Raw genomic sequence first — 16513 nt, 5'->3', positions numbered from 1 at the left:
GGCCGCCCCGGCCGGCATTTCGTCTGCATACATAGCGTTTCATCACGCCCGCCTTCCCCGCCCACACCCCCTATAACCGCCAAACCCTGTCAGGGCTAACAGGTTGACCGTTGCACGGGCCGCTCAACACAATGGTTCGCATCACAGGGGCGGGATTGACAGCAAGAGGGGGAGCGTTGGACGGCCCGCAGCATTGGCTGCGGGAACGGCCACGCGGGCATGCCGGGGCGCGGCAGTTGCCATCACTTGTCTTGTCATGAGTCCCACAGCGGTCAGGTTTTTTCACTCCAACAGAGGGCTTTTCATGACACGACTTCTTTCACGGCTTCTGTCACGGCGCGCGCTGGCCATCACGCAAGCGGCATTGCTGGCGGCGGCATCGTCCGGCGCCTGGGCCCAGGCCAATCCCGCCCAAGGCAACGCGGCCAGTGGCAAGCTGGCGCTCGCCAAGCCCGCGGCCGCGCGGCCTGCCGCCGCGGCGCCGGTGGCCATCGAGTGGCCGACCAAACCTATACGCCTGCTCATAGGTTTCCCACCCGGTTCGGTGCAGGATCTGTCGGCGCGCTCCATCAGCGAGCAGTTGTCAAAAACCCTGGGCCAGCCGGTGATTGTGGAGAACAAGGCCGGCGCTTCGGGCATCATCGCGGCCGACCAGGTGTCCAAGGCGACCGACATGCACACCTTTGGCGTGATGAACAACAGCCAGCTGACCATCGCCAAGCTGCTGAACCCGATGGCGCCTTACGACCCCGCCGTGGACCTGGCGCCCATCGCGCTGATAGGCACGACGCCCATGGTGATGGTGGTGAGCAATTTCGCGCAGGGCAACACGCCGCAGGAATGGCTGACCTGGCTGCGCAACCAGGGCGACAAGGCCAACTACGGCTCGCCGGGCGCGGGCACGCCGGGCCACCTGGGCATGGAGCTGATCAAGAGCCGCAGCGGCGGCCTGGGCGTGATGCATGTGCCCTACCCCGGCAACCCGCAGATCATCACGGCCATGCTGGGCGGCCAGCTGCAGGCGGCGCTGCTGCCGCCTGGCCTGGCGATGCAGCAGGTCAAGGCCGGCAAGATGAAAGTCATAGGCGTGACCTCGGAGCAGCGCAGCATGCTGGCGCCCGAGCTGCCGACGCTGCGCGAGGTGGGCATCATGGGCGCGGACATGGAGCTCTTCACCGCGCTGGCCGGCCCGGCCTCGCTGCCGGCCGCGGTGCGCGACAAGCTGGGCGCGGCGGTGATAGAGGCGCTCAAGACGGGCGACACGCGCCAGCGCCTGATCACGGTGGGCTGGCAGCCGGCGCCCTCCACGGCCGAAGGCCTGCGCACCCGCATGCGCGCCGACACGCGCAACCTGGGCGGCATCATCATGCTGCGCGGGATACGCGCGGACAGCTGAAGTTCTGCCATTGAACTGCACCGGCGCGGCGCGCACATGCCCGCGCCGCACGGTCGAAGGGCGGGCGCCAGGCAGGCGCGCCGCCCTTTTTTCTTTTCCACCCGTCCCGGGCCTGGCGGCTGCGGTTGCCCGCGCGGGGTGTGCAGTGCCAACGTAAAGTTGCCTGTTTCCGCCCGCGGTTTACGCGCGCTTTACCGCGGCCCTACCTGCCGGATGCGCAGGCGTTTTGAAATACGCGGGCGCAGAGGTTTGCGCGCCAGCACAGGAAAAGAACATGCGGATTTCATCGACACACTGGCGGACAGCTACGGCCGCCCTGCTGCTGGCCGCCACGGCCTGCGCCAGCCACGCCCAGTTCGGCGGCGGCGCGGGCGGCGGACAGCGCCACCGTGGCGGCCCCGGCCAGGGCCAGGCGGCGGGCCAGCCGCCGCAGCGCGCGCAAAGCTCATGGGAACAGGTCAGCCGCAAGCTCTACGACCTGCGCGTGCAACTGCTGGTCACGCGCGAACAGGGCCCGGCCTGGGAGAACTTTCGCGCCCGCTTCCTGGACATGGCGGCCAGCGGGCCGCCGGCCCCGCGCGTGGTGGACGAGCAGACGGCCAAAGACGCCTTCCAGCAATTGCTGGCCGACGCGCAGCGGCGCTCCAACACCCTGGCGGCGCTGGACGCGGCCGCGCAGGCCCTGCTGGCGCAGTTCAGCCCCGAGCAGCTGCAGATCGCCGACCGGGCGCTACCCGGGCTGCTGGCGGACTATGGCGGCAGCCGTTAAGACCCGGGCTAACCCGTCGTCGATTTCAGCGCCAGAATCAACCACGATGACCACAGCCAGCAGGAAGTCCTGGCTGGGGCGGCGCAGGTCGTGGACACCCTCTGACAGCTCGCCCTGGTATCCGGCGAATTCGCTATCCAGACGCAGCAAGGCCGTCCCCCGGCCCGGCGCTGTGTCACTATTTCCGCCCGCCCTGCATTGACAGGCTGTCGGGTGACCCACATAATTTGAACAAATGGATAAAACACTTGTTCAAACTAAAGGCCGGCGCCCGGCAGCGGCCAAAGCCGCGCCAGCCCGCGCCACGCGCGCTGACGGTATGTCCACCCGAACACTGATCCTCGAGGCCACCCGGCGGCGCCTGGTTGAGCAGGGCTACGCCAACCTCAATGTGCGCGACATCGCGAGCGATGCGGGCGTGAACCACGCCCTGATCGGCTACCACTTTCGCGGCAAGCAGCAACTGGTGCTGGCCGTGCTGGACGAGGCCAACACCCGCCTGCTCGAACGCCAGGCCGGCATGTATGCGGCGCCCACCCCTGCGTCGCAGAAGTGGCAGCAGGCGCGCGAGTTCTACGAAGAAGACCTGGCCTCGGGCTTCGTCAAGCTGCTGATGGAGCTGATGGCAGCGAGCTTTCACGACGAGGTGTTGCGCAGCGAATTCACGCCGCGGCTGCTGGCCTGGCAAAAGCTGATCGAAGGCGCGGTGGACGAATTTCTGGCCGGCTCGGGCCTGGAACTGCCTGTGTCGGGCCGGGCCATCTCGGCCTGGATCACCTGGTTCTGGATCGGCATGGAAGCCAGCATGGCGCTGGGCATTCCTGAAAAGCAGGGGCACCAGCACGAAGCCCTTGAAGCCCTGGCCTTGCTGCTGCGCCAGGCGGAGGCCCCTCAAACCCCACGCAACCGCAAGAGGACATGATGGCTGACACGTCCCCCCACATCCCCAAGCGCCTCGCGCTTGTCGCCGGCGAGCTGCCGGCGCCGGGCACCCTGCCCGAGCCCTATCCCTACGAAACCGTCGAGCCGCACCGCCAGGGCTTTGTTGAGCGGGACGGCGTGCGCACCTGGTACGGCCAGTTCGGCGAGAGCGGCCCATGGCTGGCCTTTGCACCCATCTACCAGATCGCCAACACCTACCTGCTGCGCGGCGTCGTGCCCTGGCTGTCGCAGCACTTCCGGGTGGCGGTGATGGACCTGCGCGGCAATGGCCGCTCCGACCGCCCCGCCACACAGGCCGGCTACAGCTTCGACCACTACTACGCGGATTTCGTGGCGGTTCTGGACGCGCTGGATATCGACCGCACCGCCGTCGTCGGCATCTCGGCCACCGCGATGACGGCCATCCGCCTGGCCCACGAGCAACCACAGCGCGTATCGCACCTCATCAGCGCCGGCGGCTGGGTGAACATGCGCATGGAAGACCCGGCCATGCACGAGGCCGCCCAGCAGGCGCTGCTGAAGATGCGCGGCAACTGGCCGGCCTTCCTGGACGGCTTCTTCGGCGCGGCGTTCAATGAACCGCATTCAACCAAGCCGCTCGAAGATGCGGTGGTTCGCAACGGCTGGGTCTCCAGCGGCGACACCGTGGCCATGGGCCGCACCGGCTGGCTGGGCAACGACGTGCGCGAACTGGCCAAGGGCGTGCGTTGCCCCACGCTGGTGATCCACGGCGACAACGACAGGATCGCGCCGCTCAGCCAGGGCGAAACCGTTGCCAGCCTGGTACCGGGCGCGCGCATGCTCAAAATCGAAGGCGGCGGCCATCTGCTGGCGGGCCGCGACCCAATTGCTTTTGCCCGCGCCGTGCGCGATTTTGTGGGTGCGGCGCCCACGCATGCCACCTGGGTGCGCGGCATGGCGCGCAAACGCAAAGCCCTTTTTATCTCCAGCGCCATCGGCCTGGGCCATGTGCAGCGCGACCTGGCGATCGCCCGCGAAATGCGGGCCCAGCAGCCCGACCTGCAGATCGACTGGTTCACCGTGCAGCCGGCGTCTACCTACCTGGAGCGCGAAGGCGAACGCGTCCACCCCATCTGCAAGCGCCTGGGCAACGAAAGCCGGCACTTCGAAAGCCAGGCGGGCGAACACGACCTGCAGGCCTTCTTCGCGCTGCGCACCATGGACGAGGTGATGGCGCTGAACTTCCTGGTCTTCGCCGAGCTGATGAAAGCCGAGCACTACGACATCGTCATCGGCGACGAGTCCTGGGAGGTGGACTACCACTACCATGAGAACCCCGAGCTCAAGCGCCAGCCATTCGTCTTCCTGACCGACTTCGTGGGTTGCCTGCCCATGGAAGAAGGCAATGAGCGCGAAGCCTTCCTGTGCGCCGACCGCAATGCCGACGACATCGAGCATGTGGCACGCTACCCCTGGATCCGCGACCGCGCGATTTTCGTGGGCAACGAGGACGACGTGCCCGACCTGCCTTTCGGCCCCGGGCTGCCCGACATCCGCGACTGGACAAAGCGCAACTTTGCCTTTACCGGCTATGCCCTGCCCTTTGACCCGAAGTCGCTGGCCGACACCGATGCCCTGCGCGCGCGCCACGGCTACGCCCGCGATGAAAAGCTGGTGATCGCGGCGGTGGGCGGAACCTCGGTGGGTGGCTCGCTGCTGCATCGCATCGCGCAGACCTTCCCGCTGATGAAGAAGCAGGTGCCCGAGCTGCGCATGGTGCTGGTAGCCGGCCCGCGACTGCCGCGCGACGCCTTTCCCACGATGGATGGCCTTGACGTTTTGCCCTATGTGCACAAGCTGTTCGAACACCTCGCCTGCTCCGACCTGGCACTGGTGCAGGGCGGGCTCAGCACCTGCATGGAGCTGGTGGCCACACGCCGCCCCTTCCTGCGCTTTCCGCTTGAGCGACATTTTGAGCAGTGCATCCACGTCACCAACCGCATGCGCAACTACTGCGCGGAGTGCACGGTGCGTTTCAGCGACCTGACGGTGCGCGAGCTGGCCGACAAGGCGCTGCAAACCATGCACGCGCCGGTCAGCTACAAGCCGGTGGAAACCGATGGCGCCGCGCGCGCAGCCCGGCATATCCTGGCGGTGATGGAGAACCGCGAGTGGGCGGCGGCCTGAGGACCCTGGCTAACCGGTGTGGGATTTCAGCGCCACCAGCACCACGATGACCGCTGCCAGGATCAGGGAAACACCCCGCCAGAAGGCCACGGGGTTGCGCTCGAGCAGCGGCTGGCGCGTCTTGTTCAGGAAGTCCTGGCTGGGGTGGCGCAGGTCGTGGACAAACTCCGAGAGCTCGCCGTAGCGTTTGGCCGGGTCGGGGTGCACGGCCTTGCGCAGCACCTCGTCTATCCAGGCCGGGATCTCTCGGTCGTCGCGCAGCGCGGAGTCGTAGCGCAGCTTGTTCTGCGCGGCGCGGGTGCGGCATTTGGCGACTTCGGCGCCGTAAGGCAGGCGGCCGGTCAGCATCTGGTAGGTGATGACGCCCAGGGAGAAAAGGTCGGAGCGCGGGCTGCCGCCCTCGCCCAGGAAATATTCAGGCGCCGAGTACTGGGCCGTGCCCAGGATCTTGTCTTGGCCGCCGGGTGTGTCCGCTTCCACAAGGCTGGCGACGCGGGTTGAGCCGAAGTCGATGATCTTGGCGGTGCCCGTGCCGTCGATCATGATGTTCTCGGGCCGCAAGTCCTGGTGCAGCATCTCGAGCCGGTGAAAGGCGCGCAGGCCTTTGGCGAGCTGCTCGACCAGGCCGCGCACCGCCTCGAGCGGGGGCCGGGGGTTGTCCCGCATCCATTGCGCCAGGGTCTGCCCGTCTATGTATTCGGTGGCCACATACACGTAGTGGCGCTTGCGGGTCGGCACATAGGGCTTGAGCACGTGCGCGCTGTTGATGCGCCTGGCGATCCACTCCTCGGTCAAAAAACGCTCCAGGTAGGCCGGGTCACCGCCCAGGTCTATGGATGGGGTTTTGAGGATGGCAAGCGCGCCGCTGTCGTTGTCGGTGGCCAGGTAGATATGGCTGCGGCTGCTGCCCTGCACTTCGCGAACAATGGTGTAGCCGTCAAACTGCGCCCTGGCCTCCAGCATGGGCGGCAGCGGCAGGCCCGACAGCTGCTGCAGCATCTCGCCGGCCTCGCGGCGCGGCAGCGCGTCGACGCGCACAACCTGGGCCGTGAGGTTGTCGGCGCTGCCGCGCTCAAAGGCCTTGCCGACGATGGACTTCGCGGCAGTATCCAGCCCGCCGGCTTCATCGGCATGGCTGCGAATGATGGCGGCCATGTCGTGCTCGCTCACGTGTTCGTACACGCCGTCGGTGGCCAGCAAAAAGATGTCGCCCGGCTCCAGCTGCTGGGTCTGGTAGTCGATTTCCAGCTGGGGCTTGAAGCCCAGCGCGCGGCCCAGGTAGCTCTGGCCCTGGGCGATCCACACGCGGTGGTCGCGGGTGAGCTGCTCCAGCGCCTTGCCGCGCAGGCGGTAAATACGTGAATCGCCAACATGAAAAATATGCGCGGTCGCCGACTTGATGACCATGGCGCTCAAGGTGCACACATAACCCTTGTCCTGGTCGTAGCGGTAAGGGCTTTTTTGCGTCTGCGCATGCAGCCAGGAGTTGGTGGCGCTCAGGATGCGCTCGGCCGATGTCTTGACCGTCCAGGCTTCCGAGGTGCAGTAATAGTCTTCCAGGAAACCGGCGACGGCGTACTGGCTGGCCACGTCGCTGACGGCGCTGCTGCTGATGCCGTCGGCCAGCGCGATGGCGATGCCCTTGGCGCTGAGCTGCGGCTCCTGCGGCACGTAGATGCCGTGGAAATCCTGGTTGCTTTCCTTGCGGCCCTTGTCCGAATACTGGCCTGCCGAGATCTTCAGTTCAGGGGACATAGGGGGTGGCGGCAAAACCCTCGCGCAACTGGCAGGCGCGAGGGCTTTTGTTGTGGAGGCGGATTATTTGAAGGAACGGGTCGGTCCGGTTTTAACGTGGGTGGCATACAGCGTCAAGCCGGTGAAGGCCAGGCCGCCCACCAGGTTGCCCAGCACCGTGGGGATTTCGTTCCAGATCAGGTAGTCCATGATGGTGAAGTGCGCGCCCAGCAGCAGGCCCGAGGGGAACAGAAACATGTTCACGATGGAGTGCTCGAACACCATGTAGAAAAACAGCATGATGGGCATCCACATCGCGATCACCTTGCCGCTGACCTGGGTGGAGATCATCGCGCCGACCACGCCGGCCGACACCATCCAGTTGCACAGCATGCCGCGCACGAAGAGCGTGAGCATGCCGTTGGCGCCGTACTTCTGGTAGCCCAGGGTGCGGTTCTCGCCCACCACGCCGATGGCCTTGCCGACCGCGCTGGGCTCCGTCGAGAAGCCGTTGGTGACGTAGATGGCCATCATCACGGCCACGGTGAAGGCCCCGAGGAAGTTGCCGGTAAAGACCAGGCCCCAGTTGCGCAGCACGCCCTTGACGGTGACGCCCGGGCGCTTGTCGATCAGCGCCAGCGGGCACAGCACGAAGACGCCGGTCAGCAAATCAAAGCCGAACAGGTAGAGCATGACAAACCCCACCGGGAACAGCACGGCGCCCAGCAGGGGCTGGCCGGTCTGCACATTGATGGTGACGGCGAACCAGGCCGCCAGGGCCAGGATGGCGCCGGCCATGTAGGCCCGGATAACGGTGTCGCGGGTGGACATGAATATCTTGGACTCCCCCGCGTCCACCATCTTGGTCACAAATTCCGAAGGCACTAGATAAGCCATATGTTCCTCAAGTTTTTTGCTATCGGCCTCAAACGGCCAAAAAAAAATCCACCCCCAGGCGCCCCCAAAGTGGGAGGCTGGAAGTGGACGTCGTTATCCATTGATCCGCCGGGCAACGGCCCCTACATAGGTACAGGCCGCGCCTTGCCCGGCCGTCGTTAGCCGGGCGGATCACTCAAAGCAACTACTGTGCCGCCGGGAATGCGGCCTGAAACCGGCTTTTTTGCCCCCGCATGCGCCGGCATGCCGGGCGCATTGCCCCAAATGCGTGCACCTTCCGGGGCTGGTTCACATTTTGGTGCCTACTTCACCAGTTCCAGCACCTCGGCTTTTTTCTTCTTGAGCAGCAGCACCAGGAATTTCGCGGGCTGGGTGGCGCTGGCATTGCGGCCCACGGTATGGATGTCGTTGGGGCCTTCATAAAAGCTCTGGCCGGCCGTCAAGGTGACTTCCTTGCCGCCTTTGACCTGCATCACGATGGAGCCCTCAAGCACATAGACAAAGGCATGCGCGTGATGGCGATGCACCGGGTCGGCGGCGCCGGGGGCGTAGTCCACCGTAATCATTAGAACCTGTTCACGGCCTAAACGGGACCGCGTTGGGGTGCAATCGGGATGAGTGGGCCGACCGGGCACGCCGCATGGGCTCATGCCCATGCAAGGGCCTGGGTGGCTCAATCGCCCGATTTCACCCCAACCCGGAGGGCAAGCGCCTTCTCGGGCGGTCTGCGGCGTTGCGGCGCTAACCCATAGCGGTGCTATGGGCAGCGCGCCGCGCCTTGCATCCCATCCCGAGAAGGTGCTTGCGCGGTCCCGTTTAGGCCGTGAACAGGTTCTTAGCCTTCCTTGCCCGGCAGGTCGGACAGGTCCTTGGCCATGACCGGCTTGACAGTCACGCCCTCGAGGCCGGCGGCCGTGGCGGGCTGGGCAAGCAAGGCGGCGCTTGCGAGAAACAGGGAAATACAGATTTTCTTCATGGTGAGGCTCTTTAAAGGGCTTGGTTGAGTGACTCGAATTGAGATGCACCTGCCCTTATGACGATTGACGGCACCGGTTTGTGACACCGGCGCCTACCTCCTCGCTGTTTAGGCGCGAGCCTGCGACTTGCTGAACCATTCTTCAAACCGGATGCCGCCCAAACGCGCCTTGCCGACCGGCACCAGGGTGTCGTCCTTGAGTTCGGCGCCAAAGTAGCGCGCCTGCGGGTCGGCGACGACCTTGCGCGGGTCATTGCTTGCCGTCAGGAAGCGCTGCACGAGGTCCGGCAAGCGCACTTTCTCCGGGCCGGCGATCTCGACCGTGCCGTTGACCGGCGCGCCCAGCGTGAAGTCGGCCATCGCGGCGGCCACGTCGTCGGACGCGATGGGTTGCACAAAGGCCGGCGACAGGCGCACCGTCTGCCCTTCGGTGCCCGACTGCGCGATACCGCCCAGGAATTCCATGAACTGGGTGGAGTGCACGATGGTGTAGGGGATGCTGCTGGCCCTGATGATTTTTTCCTGGGCGATCTTGCCGCGGAAATAACCGCTTTCCACCAGCTTGTCGGTGCCCACGACGGAGAGCGCGATGTGGTGCGTGACACCGGCGGCCGCTTCAGCCGCCAGCAGGTTGCGGCCCGAGGTTTCAAAAAATTCCAGCACGGCCTTGTCTTCAAATGAAGGCGAGTTGGCCACGTCGACCACCACCTGGGTGCCCGCAAGGACTTCCGCCAGCCCTTGGCCGGTGAGGGTGTTGACGCCGGATGCCGGTGATGCCGCGATGGCCTCGTGGCCGCGCTGGCGAAGGATGTTGACGAGTTTGGATCCGATGAGGCCTGAGCCTCCGATGACGACGATTTTCATAGATGTTCCTTCAGGTTGAGTGGCTCGAAGTTGAGTCCCACCTGCCTCTATGACGATTGACGCTGCCGGTTTGTGACGCCTGCGCCCTGCCCTGGCCATTTTTCTTGCCACTTCCCCCGGCGGGGAAGGAGTCGTTCACCAAGCGATGTCTACACGGAAAAAACCGGGCGCCCGCCGGCTGCCGGGAGCTCAGGCCGCTGCGGCTTTTCCTTCAAGCAGCTTGACCATGGCCCACAACACCCGGTTGGCGGGCACGGCCACGCCCAGCGCCTCGCCGCGTTTGACGATCAGGCCGTTGAGGTAGTCGATCTCGGTGGGCTTGCCGCGCGCCAGGTCTTGCGCGGTGGAGGCGTACTGCTTGGGCATGCTGCCGGCCAGCTTGTCGACGGCGGCATGCACGTCGCCGGCCACCTGCACACCTTCGGCCTTGGCGACCGCCAGGCATTCGGCGACCACGTCGCGCATGACGTCGATCACACCCACGCCCTGCACCGTCTTGCCGTAAGGCAGCTGGGCAATGGCCGAGACGGCGTTGTAGGCGCAGTTGAGGATGAGTTTGGCCCAGAGCGCGCCGCGCACATTGGCCGAGATCTCGGTGGGCACGCCGGCGGCAACCAGGGCTTGCGCCACGCTGTCGCTGAGGGCCGAAGGCTCGATCACCAGGTCGCCGCGGCCGTGGTGCTTGAGGTGGCCGGGGCCGGCCATTTCAGTCGCGACATAGACCACGGCGGCGGCCACGGCAGTTTCGGGCAGCACCGCGCGCAGGCGGTCGGCGTTGTCCACGCCGTTTTGCAGGCACAGCACCAGGGTGTCGGGCTTGAGATGCGGCCGCATCAATGCGCCGGCCGATTCGGTGTCGGTGGACTTGACGCAAAACAGCACCAGGTCGGCGCCCTTGACGGCAGCCGGTTCGCTGCTGGCGGCCAGGCGCACATGCTCGTCGAACATGCGGGTTTCCATGCGCAGGCCGTCGCGCTCAATCGCCGCCACATGCTGGGGCCGCGCGACCAGCACGACCTCATGGCCGGCACGCGCGAGCATGCCACCGAAATAACAACCGACGGCGCCTGCGCCCATCACGGCGACTTTGAGGGATTGGGTCATGACTGCCTTCTGGTGCGAGGGAGATGTGAAGACAGCGATTGTGGTGGAAGTCCGCCGTGCCTGCAGGCGGCGCCATGGAGTCCCTAACCCAGGCTGCCGGCAAATCGCCGGCCCAATTGTTCGCGCTCGAAGGCCTCGGCGACAAAGTCAATAAAAACACGGGTCCTGGCGGGCATCTGGCTACGCGTGGCGTAGTAAATCGAGATGGCGCCCGCATCCACATACCAGCGCGGCAGCAGCCTGACGAGCTCGCCGCGCTCCAGCTGCGGCAGCACGTCGGGCACGGCCAGCAAGGTCACGCCCAGGCCCATCAGGGCCGCGGCGCGCATGGCGGTGGGGTCGTTGACCACCACGGATTCGGGCTGGACGGCCGGCATTTCAGTGCCGGCCGCGTCGCGCATCAACCATTGCCGGACGCGGCCCGTGGCGCTGGAACGCATGAGGATGCCGCTGAGCGCGGCCAGGCCCGCGGGATCGGTGGGCAGCTGGCGGCCGGCCATAAAGGCAGGCGAAGCCACCGCGACCAGGTGTATGGGCGCCAGGGGTCGCGACACCACGCCGGGCGAGAGTTCAAAACCGCCGCCTATGGCGGCGTCGTAACTCTCGGCGATCAGGTCGACCGGGCGGTTCTCGAAATACCAGTCGGGGCGCACCAGCGGATAGCGCTCGAGGAAAGCCGGCAGCAGCGGCAGTATGTGTTCGACGCCAAAGGTGGGCGACATGCTGACCTTGAGCGGGCCGGCGGGCGCGCCGCTGTCGTCGGCCAGGGCCGCGATGGCGGATTGCAAAGCATCGAGGTTGCCGCCTATCGATGCCAGGAAGCGCTCGCCGGCTTCGGTCAAAGTGAGCTTGCGCGTGGAGCGCTGAAACAGGCGCACGCCGAGGTTGCGCTCCAGCATGGCGACATTGCGGCTGACGGCCGCCGGTGTCAGCGCCAGGCGCCGCGCCGCTTCGGAGAAGCTGCGGCCCTCTGCGCTGCGTACAAAGGATTCGAGGTTGGCCAGGGTCTCCATGGCTGCATCTTAAAGCAATGCTTGAAGATGATTCAAGTCATTACCTGCTTATCAAAACACAATCCAAATCCCATCATTCACTCTATCAACAACCCAAGGAGTGAATTCATGTCTACCCCCACCCACAACAGCAGCGCCAGCATCCCCAGCATAGGCATCATCGGTGCCGGCGCCATAGGCACGGCTTTCGCCAAAAACCTGGCCCGCCACGGCATACCCGCCACGCTGTCCAACAGCCGCGGTCCGGACTCGCTCAAGGACCTGGTGCGCGAACTGGGCCCGACCATCAAAGCCGGCACGCGCGAAGAAGCGGCCGCCAAGGACATCGTGTTTGTCGCCGTCAACTGGGGCCGCTTGCCGGCCGCGCTGGCCGGCCTGCCCAACTTCGGCGGCCGCATCGCCATCGACGCCAACAACCCGATTGAAGCGCCGCTGTTCAAGCCCGCCGAACTCAACGGCCGGCTTTCGAGCGAGGTGTTCAGCGACCTCGTTCCCGGCGCGCGTGTCGTGAAGGCGTTTAACCACCTGCAGGCCCAGCTACTGGCCGGCGACCCGGGCAGCGAAGGCGGCAAGCGTGTGTTGTTCTTCTCGGGCGATGATGCCGCGGCCAAAGCGACTGTGGCCGCGCTGATCGCCAAACTCGGCTTCTCGGGCATAGACCTGGGCGCGCTGGCCGTGGGCGCGCGCCTGGCGCAATTCCCGGGTGGCCCGCTGCCCATCCTGAACCTGGTGCACTTCGGCTGAGGCCCATCGGCCGGCGCGGCGCCTTGCGTAAAGTCACAGTTTTTTTACCGTGGGTTTACCGGTGCTAGACCGCCGCTATACCCAGCCATCGCTCAATGGCGGTGCGCAGGGTCCTGCGCGGCCTGGGCTGAACCAGGGCACTTGTTGCCCGCCCAGGCAGGTCAGAAGCTGCCGGCGCCATGCGCCGGCTTTTTCCGGAGAAAACATGAAGTTCACCTATTCATCCAAATTGTTGTGGCTGTCCACCGCCGCGCTGTCCCTGGGCGCCGCGCTGGCGCAACCGGCACAGGCGGCGCCGCTGGCGGCAAACTCACAGGATGTTTACATCGGCGGCAATATCGCCGCCAGCCGCGCGCCCGGCCTGGGCGGCAGCGTTGACGGCGCCCTGGCCAGCCAGGGGCTGGGCAGCAGCACCTCGACCGGCACGCCGGGCACCTCGGGCGGCCTGCGGCTGGGCTACCGCCTCAACCCCAATCTGGCCTTTGAGGCCAGCTATGACCGCATAGGCTCGACGGACCTGCAGTCGGCCATCGCCTCGCCGGCGGCGGACAGCGCCTCGGGCACCTGGAAGGCGCACGGCTTCGGCCTGCATGTGCTGGGCATCGCGCCGCTGGACAAGCAGTGGTCGGTTTACGGGCGCGCGGGTGTGGAGCAATGGCATACCTCGCTGGATACCGCTTCGGCCACCGGCAGCACTCCCAACGTCTCGACGACGGGCTCCAACACCTCGTTGGCGCTGGGCGCCGGCGTAGCCTATGCCATCTCGCCGAATGTGGATGCCACGGCGGAGCTGGTGCGCTACAACCGCGTCGGCACGTCGTCTACGGGCAGCAGCGCGGTGAACCAGGTCAACTTCGGCCTGCGCTACCACTTCCTCTGAGCGTACTTTTGAAATTACCCTGAAGGCAGGGTGATCCCAAGGCCGGCGCCTGCGCGCCGGCCTTTTTTGTTTTGGTCTTGTGCGGGCGAGCGTCAGGCCCGCGGCAGGCTGATCCGGGCGCACAGGCCGCCGCCTGCGGCCGGCAGCAGTTCAAACCTGCCGCCATGCACGCGCACGATGCGGTCCACGATGGCCAGGCCCAGCCCGGCGCCGGGAGGGCCGCCACGCGTGCTTTCAGCACGGCGAAAAGGCTGCTTCAAGGCCTCGGCCTGCGCGGCGGCAATGCCGGTGCCGTGGTCCGTGACCTCTATCCAGACCGAATCGCCCAGGCTGCCGGTGGCGATCGCGACCGGCGGCAGGCCGTGGCGCCAGGCGTTTTCGATGAGGTTGGTGAGCACGCGGCGCATCGCGCGCGGGCGCAGGGGCACGGGCGGCGGGTTGCCGGCCTCCAGCGCCACCGGCATGCCCTGGCCGGCCGAGGCGGCCGCCACCTCGGCCGCCAGCGCATCCAGCGACACGGGTACCGGCGCTTCGCTTTCGGTGCTGCGGGCAAAGTCCAGGAACTGGCCGATGATGGCGTCCATTTCTTCCACGCCGCGCGTCATGCGGGCCATGAGTTCTTCATCGGCCTTGTCACGCAAGATCTCTATGCCCAGGCGCAGCTTGGTCAGCGGCGTGCGCAGGTCGTGCGACACCCCCGCCAGCATCAACGCGCGCTCGTCATCGGCCCGGGCCAGGCCGCGCACCATCTGGTTGAAGCTGCGGCTCAGGTCGGCGATTTCCGTGGGGCCGTCTTCGGGCAGCGGCTGGGGGCTGCCGCCGCCGGCCAGTGTGTGCGCCGAAGCCACCACGCGGCGCAGGGGCCGGTTCAGGTGGCGGTGGATCAGCAGTGCGCCCAGCAAGGCCAGCAAGGCGCTGGTGAGCGAGGCCGCGATCCATGCGCCGGTGAATTCGCGCGCCGGCAGCACGCCGGGCAAGGTGACCCAATGGTCGGCGCCGTCCAGGCGCAGCCGCACCGCCAGGCTGCCGCCGGCTTCGCGGCGCCAGATGATTTCGGAGCCCTCGCCTTCCAGCGCAATGCCGCGTGAGGCTTCATGGACGAAGCGCCGCTCAAGCCGGCTCAGGAGCGGGCGCTGGCCGCGGCCGCCGCCCTCGCCGTCGTCCGCAATGCCCTGCATGGCACGGCGGTTGAACTGCGCCACAAAGGCTTCGCGCTGGGCAGCCGGCATGGCGGCCAGGCCGGCGCGGATGGCGCCGACGTTACGCGCCACCGCCACTGACAGCTGCGCCAGCCGCGGCTTGACGATCAGCTGGCGCACCAGCAGCGCGCTGGCCAGCTGGCCGACCACAACGAGCACCACGATGAGCAGCACGTTGCGCCCGAACAGGCTGCGCGGGAACAGCGTCATGGAAAAAACCTCATGGCTTGCCCGCCTTGCCGTGCCTGGCCGCGCCGCCTTCGGGCACAAACACATAACCGACGCCCCACACCGTCTGGATATGCGCCGGCTGTGACGGATCGGCTTCGATCAGCTTGCGCAGGCGCATGACCTGCACGTCAATGCTGCGATCGGTGGCTTCGTGGTCGCGGCCGTAGGCCAGCTCGATCAGCCTGTCGCGGCCCAGGGGACGGTTGGGGTGCAGGGCCAGCGCCTGCAACAGGCTGAACTCGCCGGTGGTGAGCGGCACGTCCTCACCGTTTTTGTCCAGCCGGCGCGCATCGAGCGCCAGGGTGAAGTCGCCGAAGCGCACCGTGCCCCGGCCGGGCAGCGGGCCGCTGTGCGCGCCCAGCATGCGCTGGCGGCGCACCAGCGCCTGGATGCGGGCCAGCAGTTCGCGCGGATTGAAAGGCTTGGGAAGGTAGTCGTCGGCGCCCATTTCCAACCCGACGATGCGGTCCACCGGGTCGCCGCGGGCGGTGAGCATGACGATGGGAATGGTTTCGCCCTGCGCGCGCAGGCGCCGGCACACGGCCAGGCCGTCTTCGCCGGGCATCATCACGTCGAGCACCAGCACGTCAAAGCGCTCGCGCGCCAGCAGGGTATCCAGGGTTTTGGCGTCTTCCAGCGTGCGCACGGCATATCCCTGGTCGCCCAGGTAGCGCTGCAGCAGGCTGCGCAGGTCGGCCTCGTCGTCGACCACCAGGACCCGGGCCAGCGGCTCGCTCATGGTGACGGACCCGTCCGCAAAAACGCCTTGGAAACAAGCATACGAAATCATCCCGACGCAAGAAAGATGCCCCCATGGTAGCGGCCCGCGCGAAGCCGGCCGTCCGGCAAATCATGACAAACGATGACAAAGCCGGGGTTTGTTCATGCCTTGTCATCAAGAGGCCGCTTGCCGCCATGCCTGGTTCACATCTGGCGGCCACAGTGGCGTCACGGCGCTGCAATACAGGTTTGCGCAGCGCCGAAAGCTCTCAAACCCCAAGCTTCCAGGAGTTCACCATGAAAATCACACTTTCCGCCACCGCCCTGACCTGTGCCCTGCTGGCCGCAGGTTTTTCCGCTACCCATGCCGAAGCGGCCGCCCGCCACGTGGTGCGAGCCAATGCCGACGGCGGCGTCTCGGCCACCACGGCCGTCAACCGCCACGGCCCGAACGGCGGCACACGGGTGCGCAACCGCAGCACCAGCACCGACGGGCAAGGCAATGCCAGCACCGCGGGCAGCGCCTCCACCACAGGCCCCAACGGTGCCACCGCCGTGCGTACCGGCCAGGCCAGCCGCAGCGCGGACGGCTCGGCCCAGCGCAGCGGCAGCTTTGCCGCCACCGGCGCCAAAGGCAATCTGGAAAGCAGCGGCAGCAGCAGCAAAACCGCCGACGGCAGCGTGAACGCCAGCCGCAACACCACGGCCACCAGCGCCGCCACCGGCAACAGCGTGCAAAGCACGGCTTCCTATAACCAGGCCACCGGCGTCACGCGCAGCACGACCTGCTATGACGCCACGGGTACGGCCATGAGCTGCCCCTTGCGCTGAGCGGGCCCGGCTTTTTTTGCCGAACCGGATTCTTCAACACCTTTCCAATCATCATCTGGAGCACT

At 66.5% G+C, this 16513-nt stretch carries 16 protein-coding genes; 7 read left to right on the top strand and 9 right to left on the bottom strand.

Features of this window, described 5'->3' with window-relative positions; translation table 11 throughout:
• The first annotated feature begins 304 nt into the window (after positions 1 to 304).
• The 4 genes from BLQ85_RS00955 (at position 305) to BLQ85_RS00940 (ending at position 5255) form a co-directional block, all read left to right on the top strand.
• Entirely contained in the window at positions 305 to 1396 is a 1092-nt protein-coding gene (locus tag BLQ85_RS00955) for a Bug family tripartite tricarboxylate transporter substrate binding protein (protein ID WP_074574196.1), read from the top strand.
• 274 nt (positions 1397 to 1670) lie between these two features.
• Positions 1671 to 2165, top strand: coding sequence for a hypothetical protein (locus BLQ85_RS00950; RefSeq protein WP_074574195.1), 495 nt, complete (start codon positions 1671 to 1673; stop codon positions 2163 to 2165).
• A 319-nt stretch (positions 2166 to 2484) separates the two neighbouring features.
• Positions 2485 to 3087, top strand: a complete 603-nt coding sequence (locus BLQ85_RS00945; RefSeq protein ID WP_074574194.1) for a TetR/AcrR family transcriptional regulator — start codon at positions 2485 to 2487, stop codon at positions 3085 to 3087.
• Positions 3087 to 5255 (top strand): alpha/beta fold hydrolase, encoded by a 2169-nt coding sequence (locus tag BLQ85_RS00940; RefSeq protein ID WP_175456025.1) that lies wholly within the window; start codon positions 3087 to 3089, stop codon positions 5253 to 5255. Before BLQ85_RS00945 ends, BLQ85_RS00940 begins: the two co-directional genes overlap by 1 nt.
• Before the next feature lie 9 nt (positions 5256 to 5264).
• Here BLQ85_RS00940 and BLQ85_RS00935 read toward each other — a convergent pair whose 3' ends face one another.
• From BLQ85_RS00935 to BLQ85_RS00910, 7 genes are all read right to left on the bottom strand, one after another.
• Entirely contained in the window at positions 5265 to 7010 is a 1746-nt protein-coding gene (locus BLQ85_RS00935; RefSeq protein WP_074574193.1) for a bifunctional protein-serine/threonine kinase/phosphatase, read from the bottom strand.
• A gap of 63 nt (positions 7011 to 7073) precedes the next feature.
• Complete coding sequence (locus BLQ85_RS00930) at positions 7074 to 7886, bottom strand: formate/nitrite transporter family protein (RefSeq protein ID WP_074574192.1); 813 nt, start codon at positions 7884 to 7886, stop codon at positions 7074 to 7076.
• 302 nt (positions 7887 to 8188) lie between these two features.
• Positions 8189 to 8542 carry a cupin domain-containing protein gene (locus BLQ85_RS00925; protein WP_371327251.1) on the bottom strand — a complete coding sequence of 118 codons (354 nt, stop codon included), beginning with the start codon at positions 8540 to 8542 and terminating at the stop codon, positions 8189 to 8191.
• 179 nt (positions 8543 to 8721) lie between these two features.
• The gene (locus BLQ85_RS24035) at positions 8722 to 8862 is read right to left on the bottom strand and encodes a hypothetical protein (RefSeq protein WP_254779631.1); all 141 of its coding nucleotides are present in this window, start codon (positions 8860 to 8862) and stop codon (positions 8722 to 8724) included.
• Positions 8863 to 8970: 108 nt separating this feature from the next.
• Complete coding sequence (locus BLQ85_RS00920; protein WP_074574191.1) at positions 8971 to 9726, bottom strand: SDR family oxidoreductase; 756 nt, start codon at positions 9724 to 9726, stop codon at positions 8971 to 8973.
• 189 nt (positions 9727 to 9915) lie between these two features.
• Positions 9916 to 10830 carry a ketopantoate reductase family protein gene (locus BLQ85_RS00915; RefSeq protein WP_074574190.1) on the bottom strand — a complete coding sequence of 305 codons (915 nt, stop codon included), beginning with the start codon at positions 10828 to 10830 and terminating at the stop codon, positions 9916 to 9918.
• Positions 10831 to 10913: 83 nt separating this feature from the next.
• Positions 10914 to 11843 (bottom strand): LysR family transcriptional regulator, encoded by a 930-nt coding sequence (locus tag BLQ85_RS00910; protein ID WP_074574189.1) that lies wholly within the window; start codon positions 11841 to 11843, stop codon positions 10914 to 10916.
• 108 nt (positions 11844 to 11951) lie between these two features.
• Between BLQ85_RS00910 and BLQ85_RS00905 the strand changes: the two genes are divergently transcribed.
• Both BLQ85_RS00905 and BLQ85_RS00900 read left to right on the top strand, forming a co-directional pair.
• Positions 11952 to 12587, top strand: a complete 636-nt coding sequence (locus tag BLQ85_RS00905) for an NADPH-dependent F420 reductase (protein ID WP_175456024.1) — start codon at positions 11952 to 11954, stop codon at positions 12585 to 12587.
• Positions 12588 to 12792: 205 nt separating this feature from the next.
• A complete protein-coding gene (locus BLQ85_RS00900; protein ID WP_074574188.1) occupies positions 12793 to 13467 on the top strand; it encodes a porin family protein in 675 nt (224 codons plus the stop codon).
• Between the two features lie 92 nt (positions 13468 to 13559).
• Here BLQ85_RS00900 and BLQ85_RS00895 read toward each other — a convergent pair whose 3' ends face one another.
• Positions 13560 to 14876, bottom strand: a complete 1317-nt coding sequence (locus BLQ85_RS00895) for an ATP-binding protein (RefSeq protein WP_074574187.1) — start codon at positions 14874 to 14876, stop codon at positions 13560 to 13562.
• 10 nt (positions 14877 to 14886) lie between these two features.
• The gene (gene ompR / locus BLQ85_RS00890) at positions 14887 to 15636 is read right to left on the bottom strand and encodes an osmolarity response regulator transcription factor OmpR (protein WP_074575082.1); all 750 of its coding nucleotides are present in this window, start codon (positions 15634 to 15636) and stop codon (positions 14887 to 14889) included.
• A gap of 278 nt (positions 15637 to 15914) precedes the next feature.
• Here ompR and BLQ85_RS00885 point away from each other — a divergent pair, with 278 nt between their 5' ends.
• Positions 15915 to 16448 (top strand): hypothetical protein, encoded by a 534-nt coding sequence (locus BLQ85_RS00885; RefSeq protein ID WP_074574186.1) that lies wholly within the window; start codon positions 15915 to 15917, stop codon positions 16446 to 16448.
• The last annotated feature ends 65 nt before the right edge of the window (positions 16449 to 16513 follow it).

The organism is Polaromonas sp. JS666 (assembly GCF_900103405.1).
Taxonomy (GTDB): Bacteria; Pseudomonadota; Gammaproteobacteria; order Burkholderiales; family Burkholderiaceae_C; genus Polaromonas.
The sequence above is the reverse complement of the archived record's forward strand: the minus strand, read 5'-3'. Positions and strand labels throughout refer to the sequence as shown.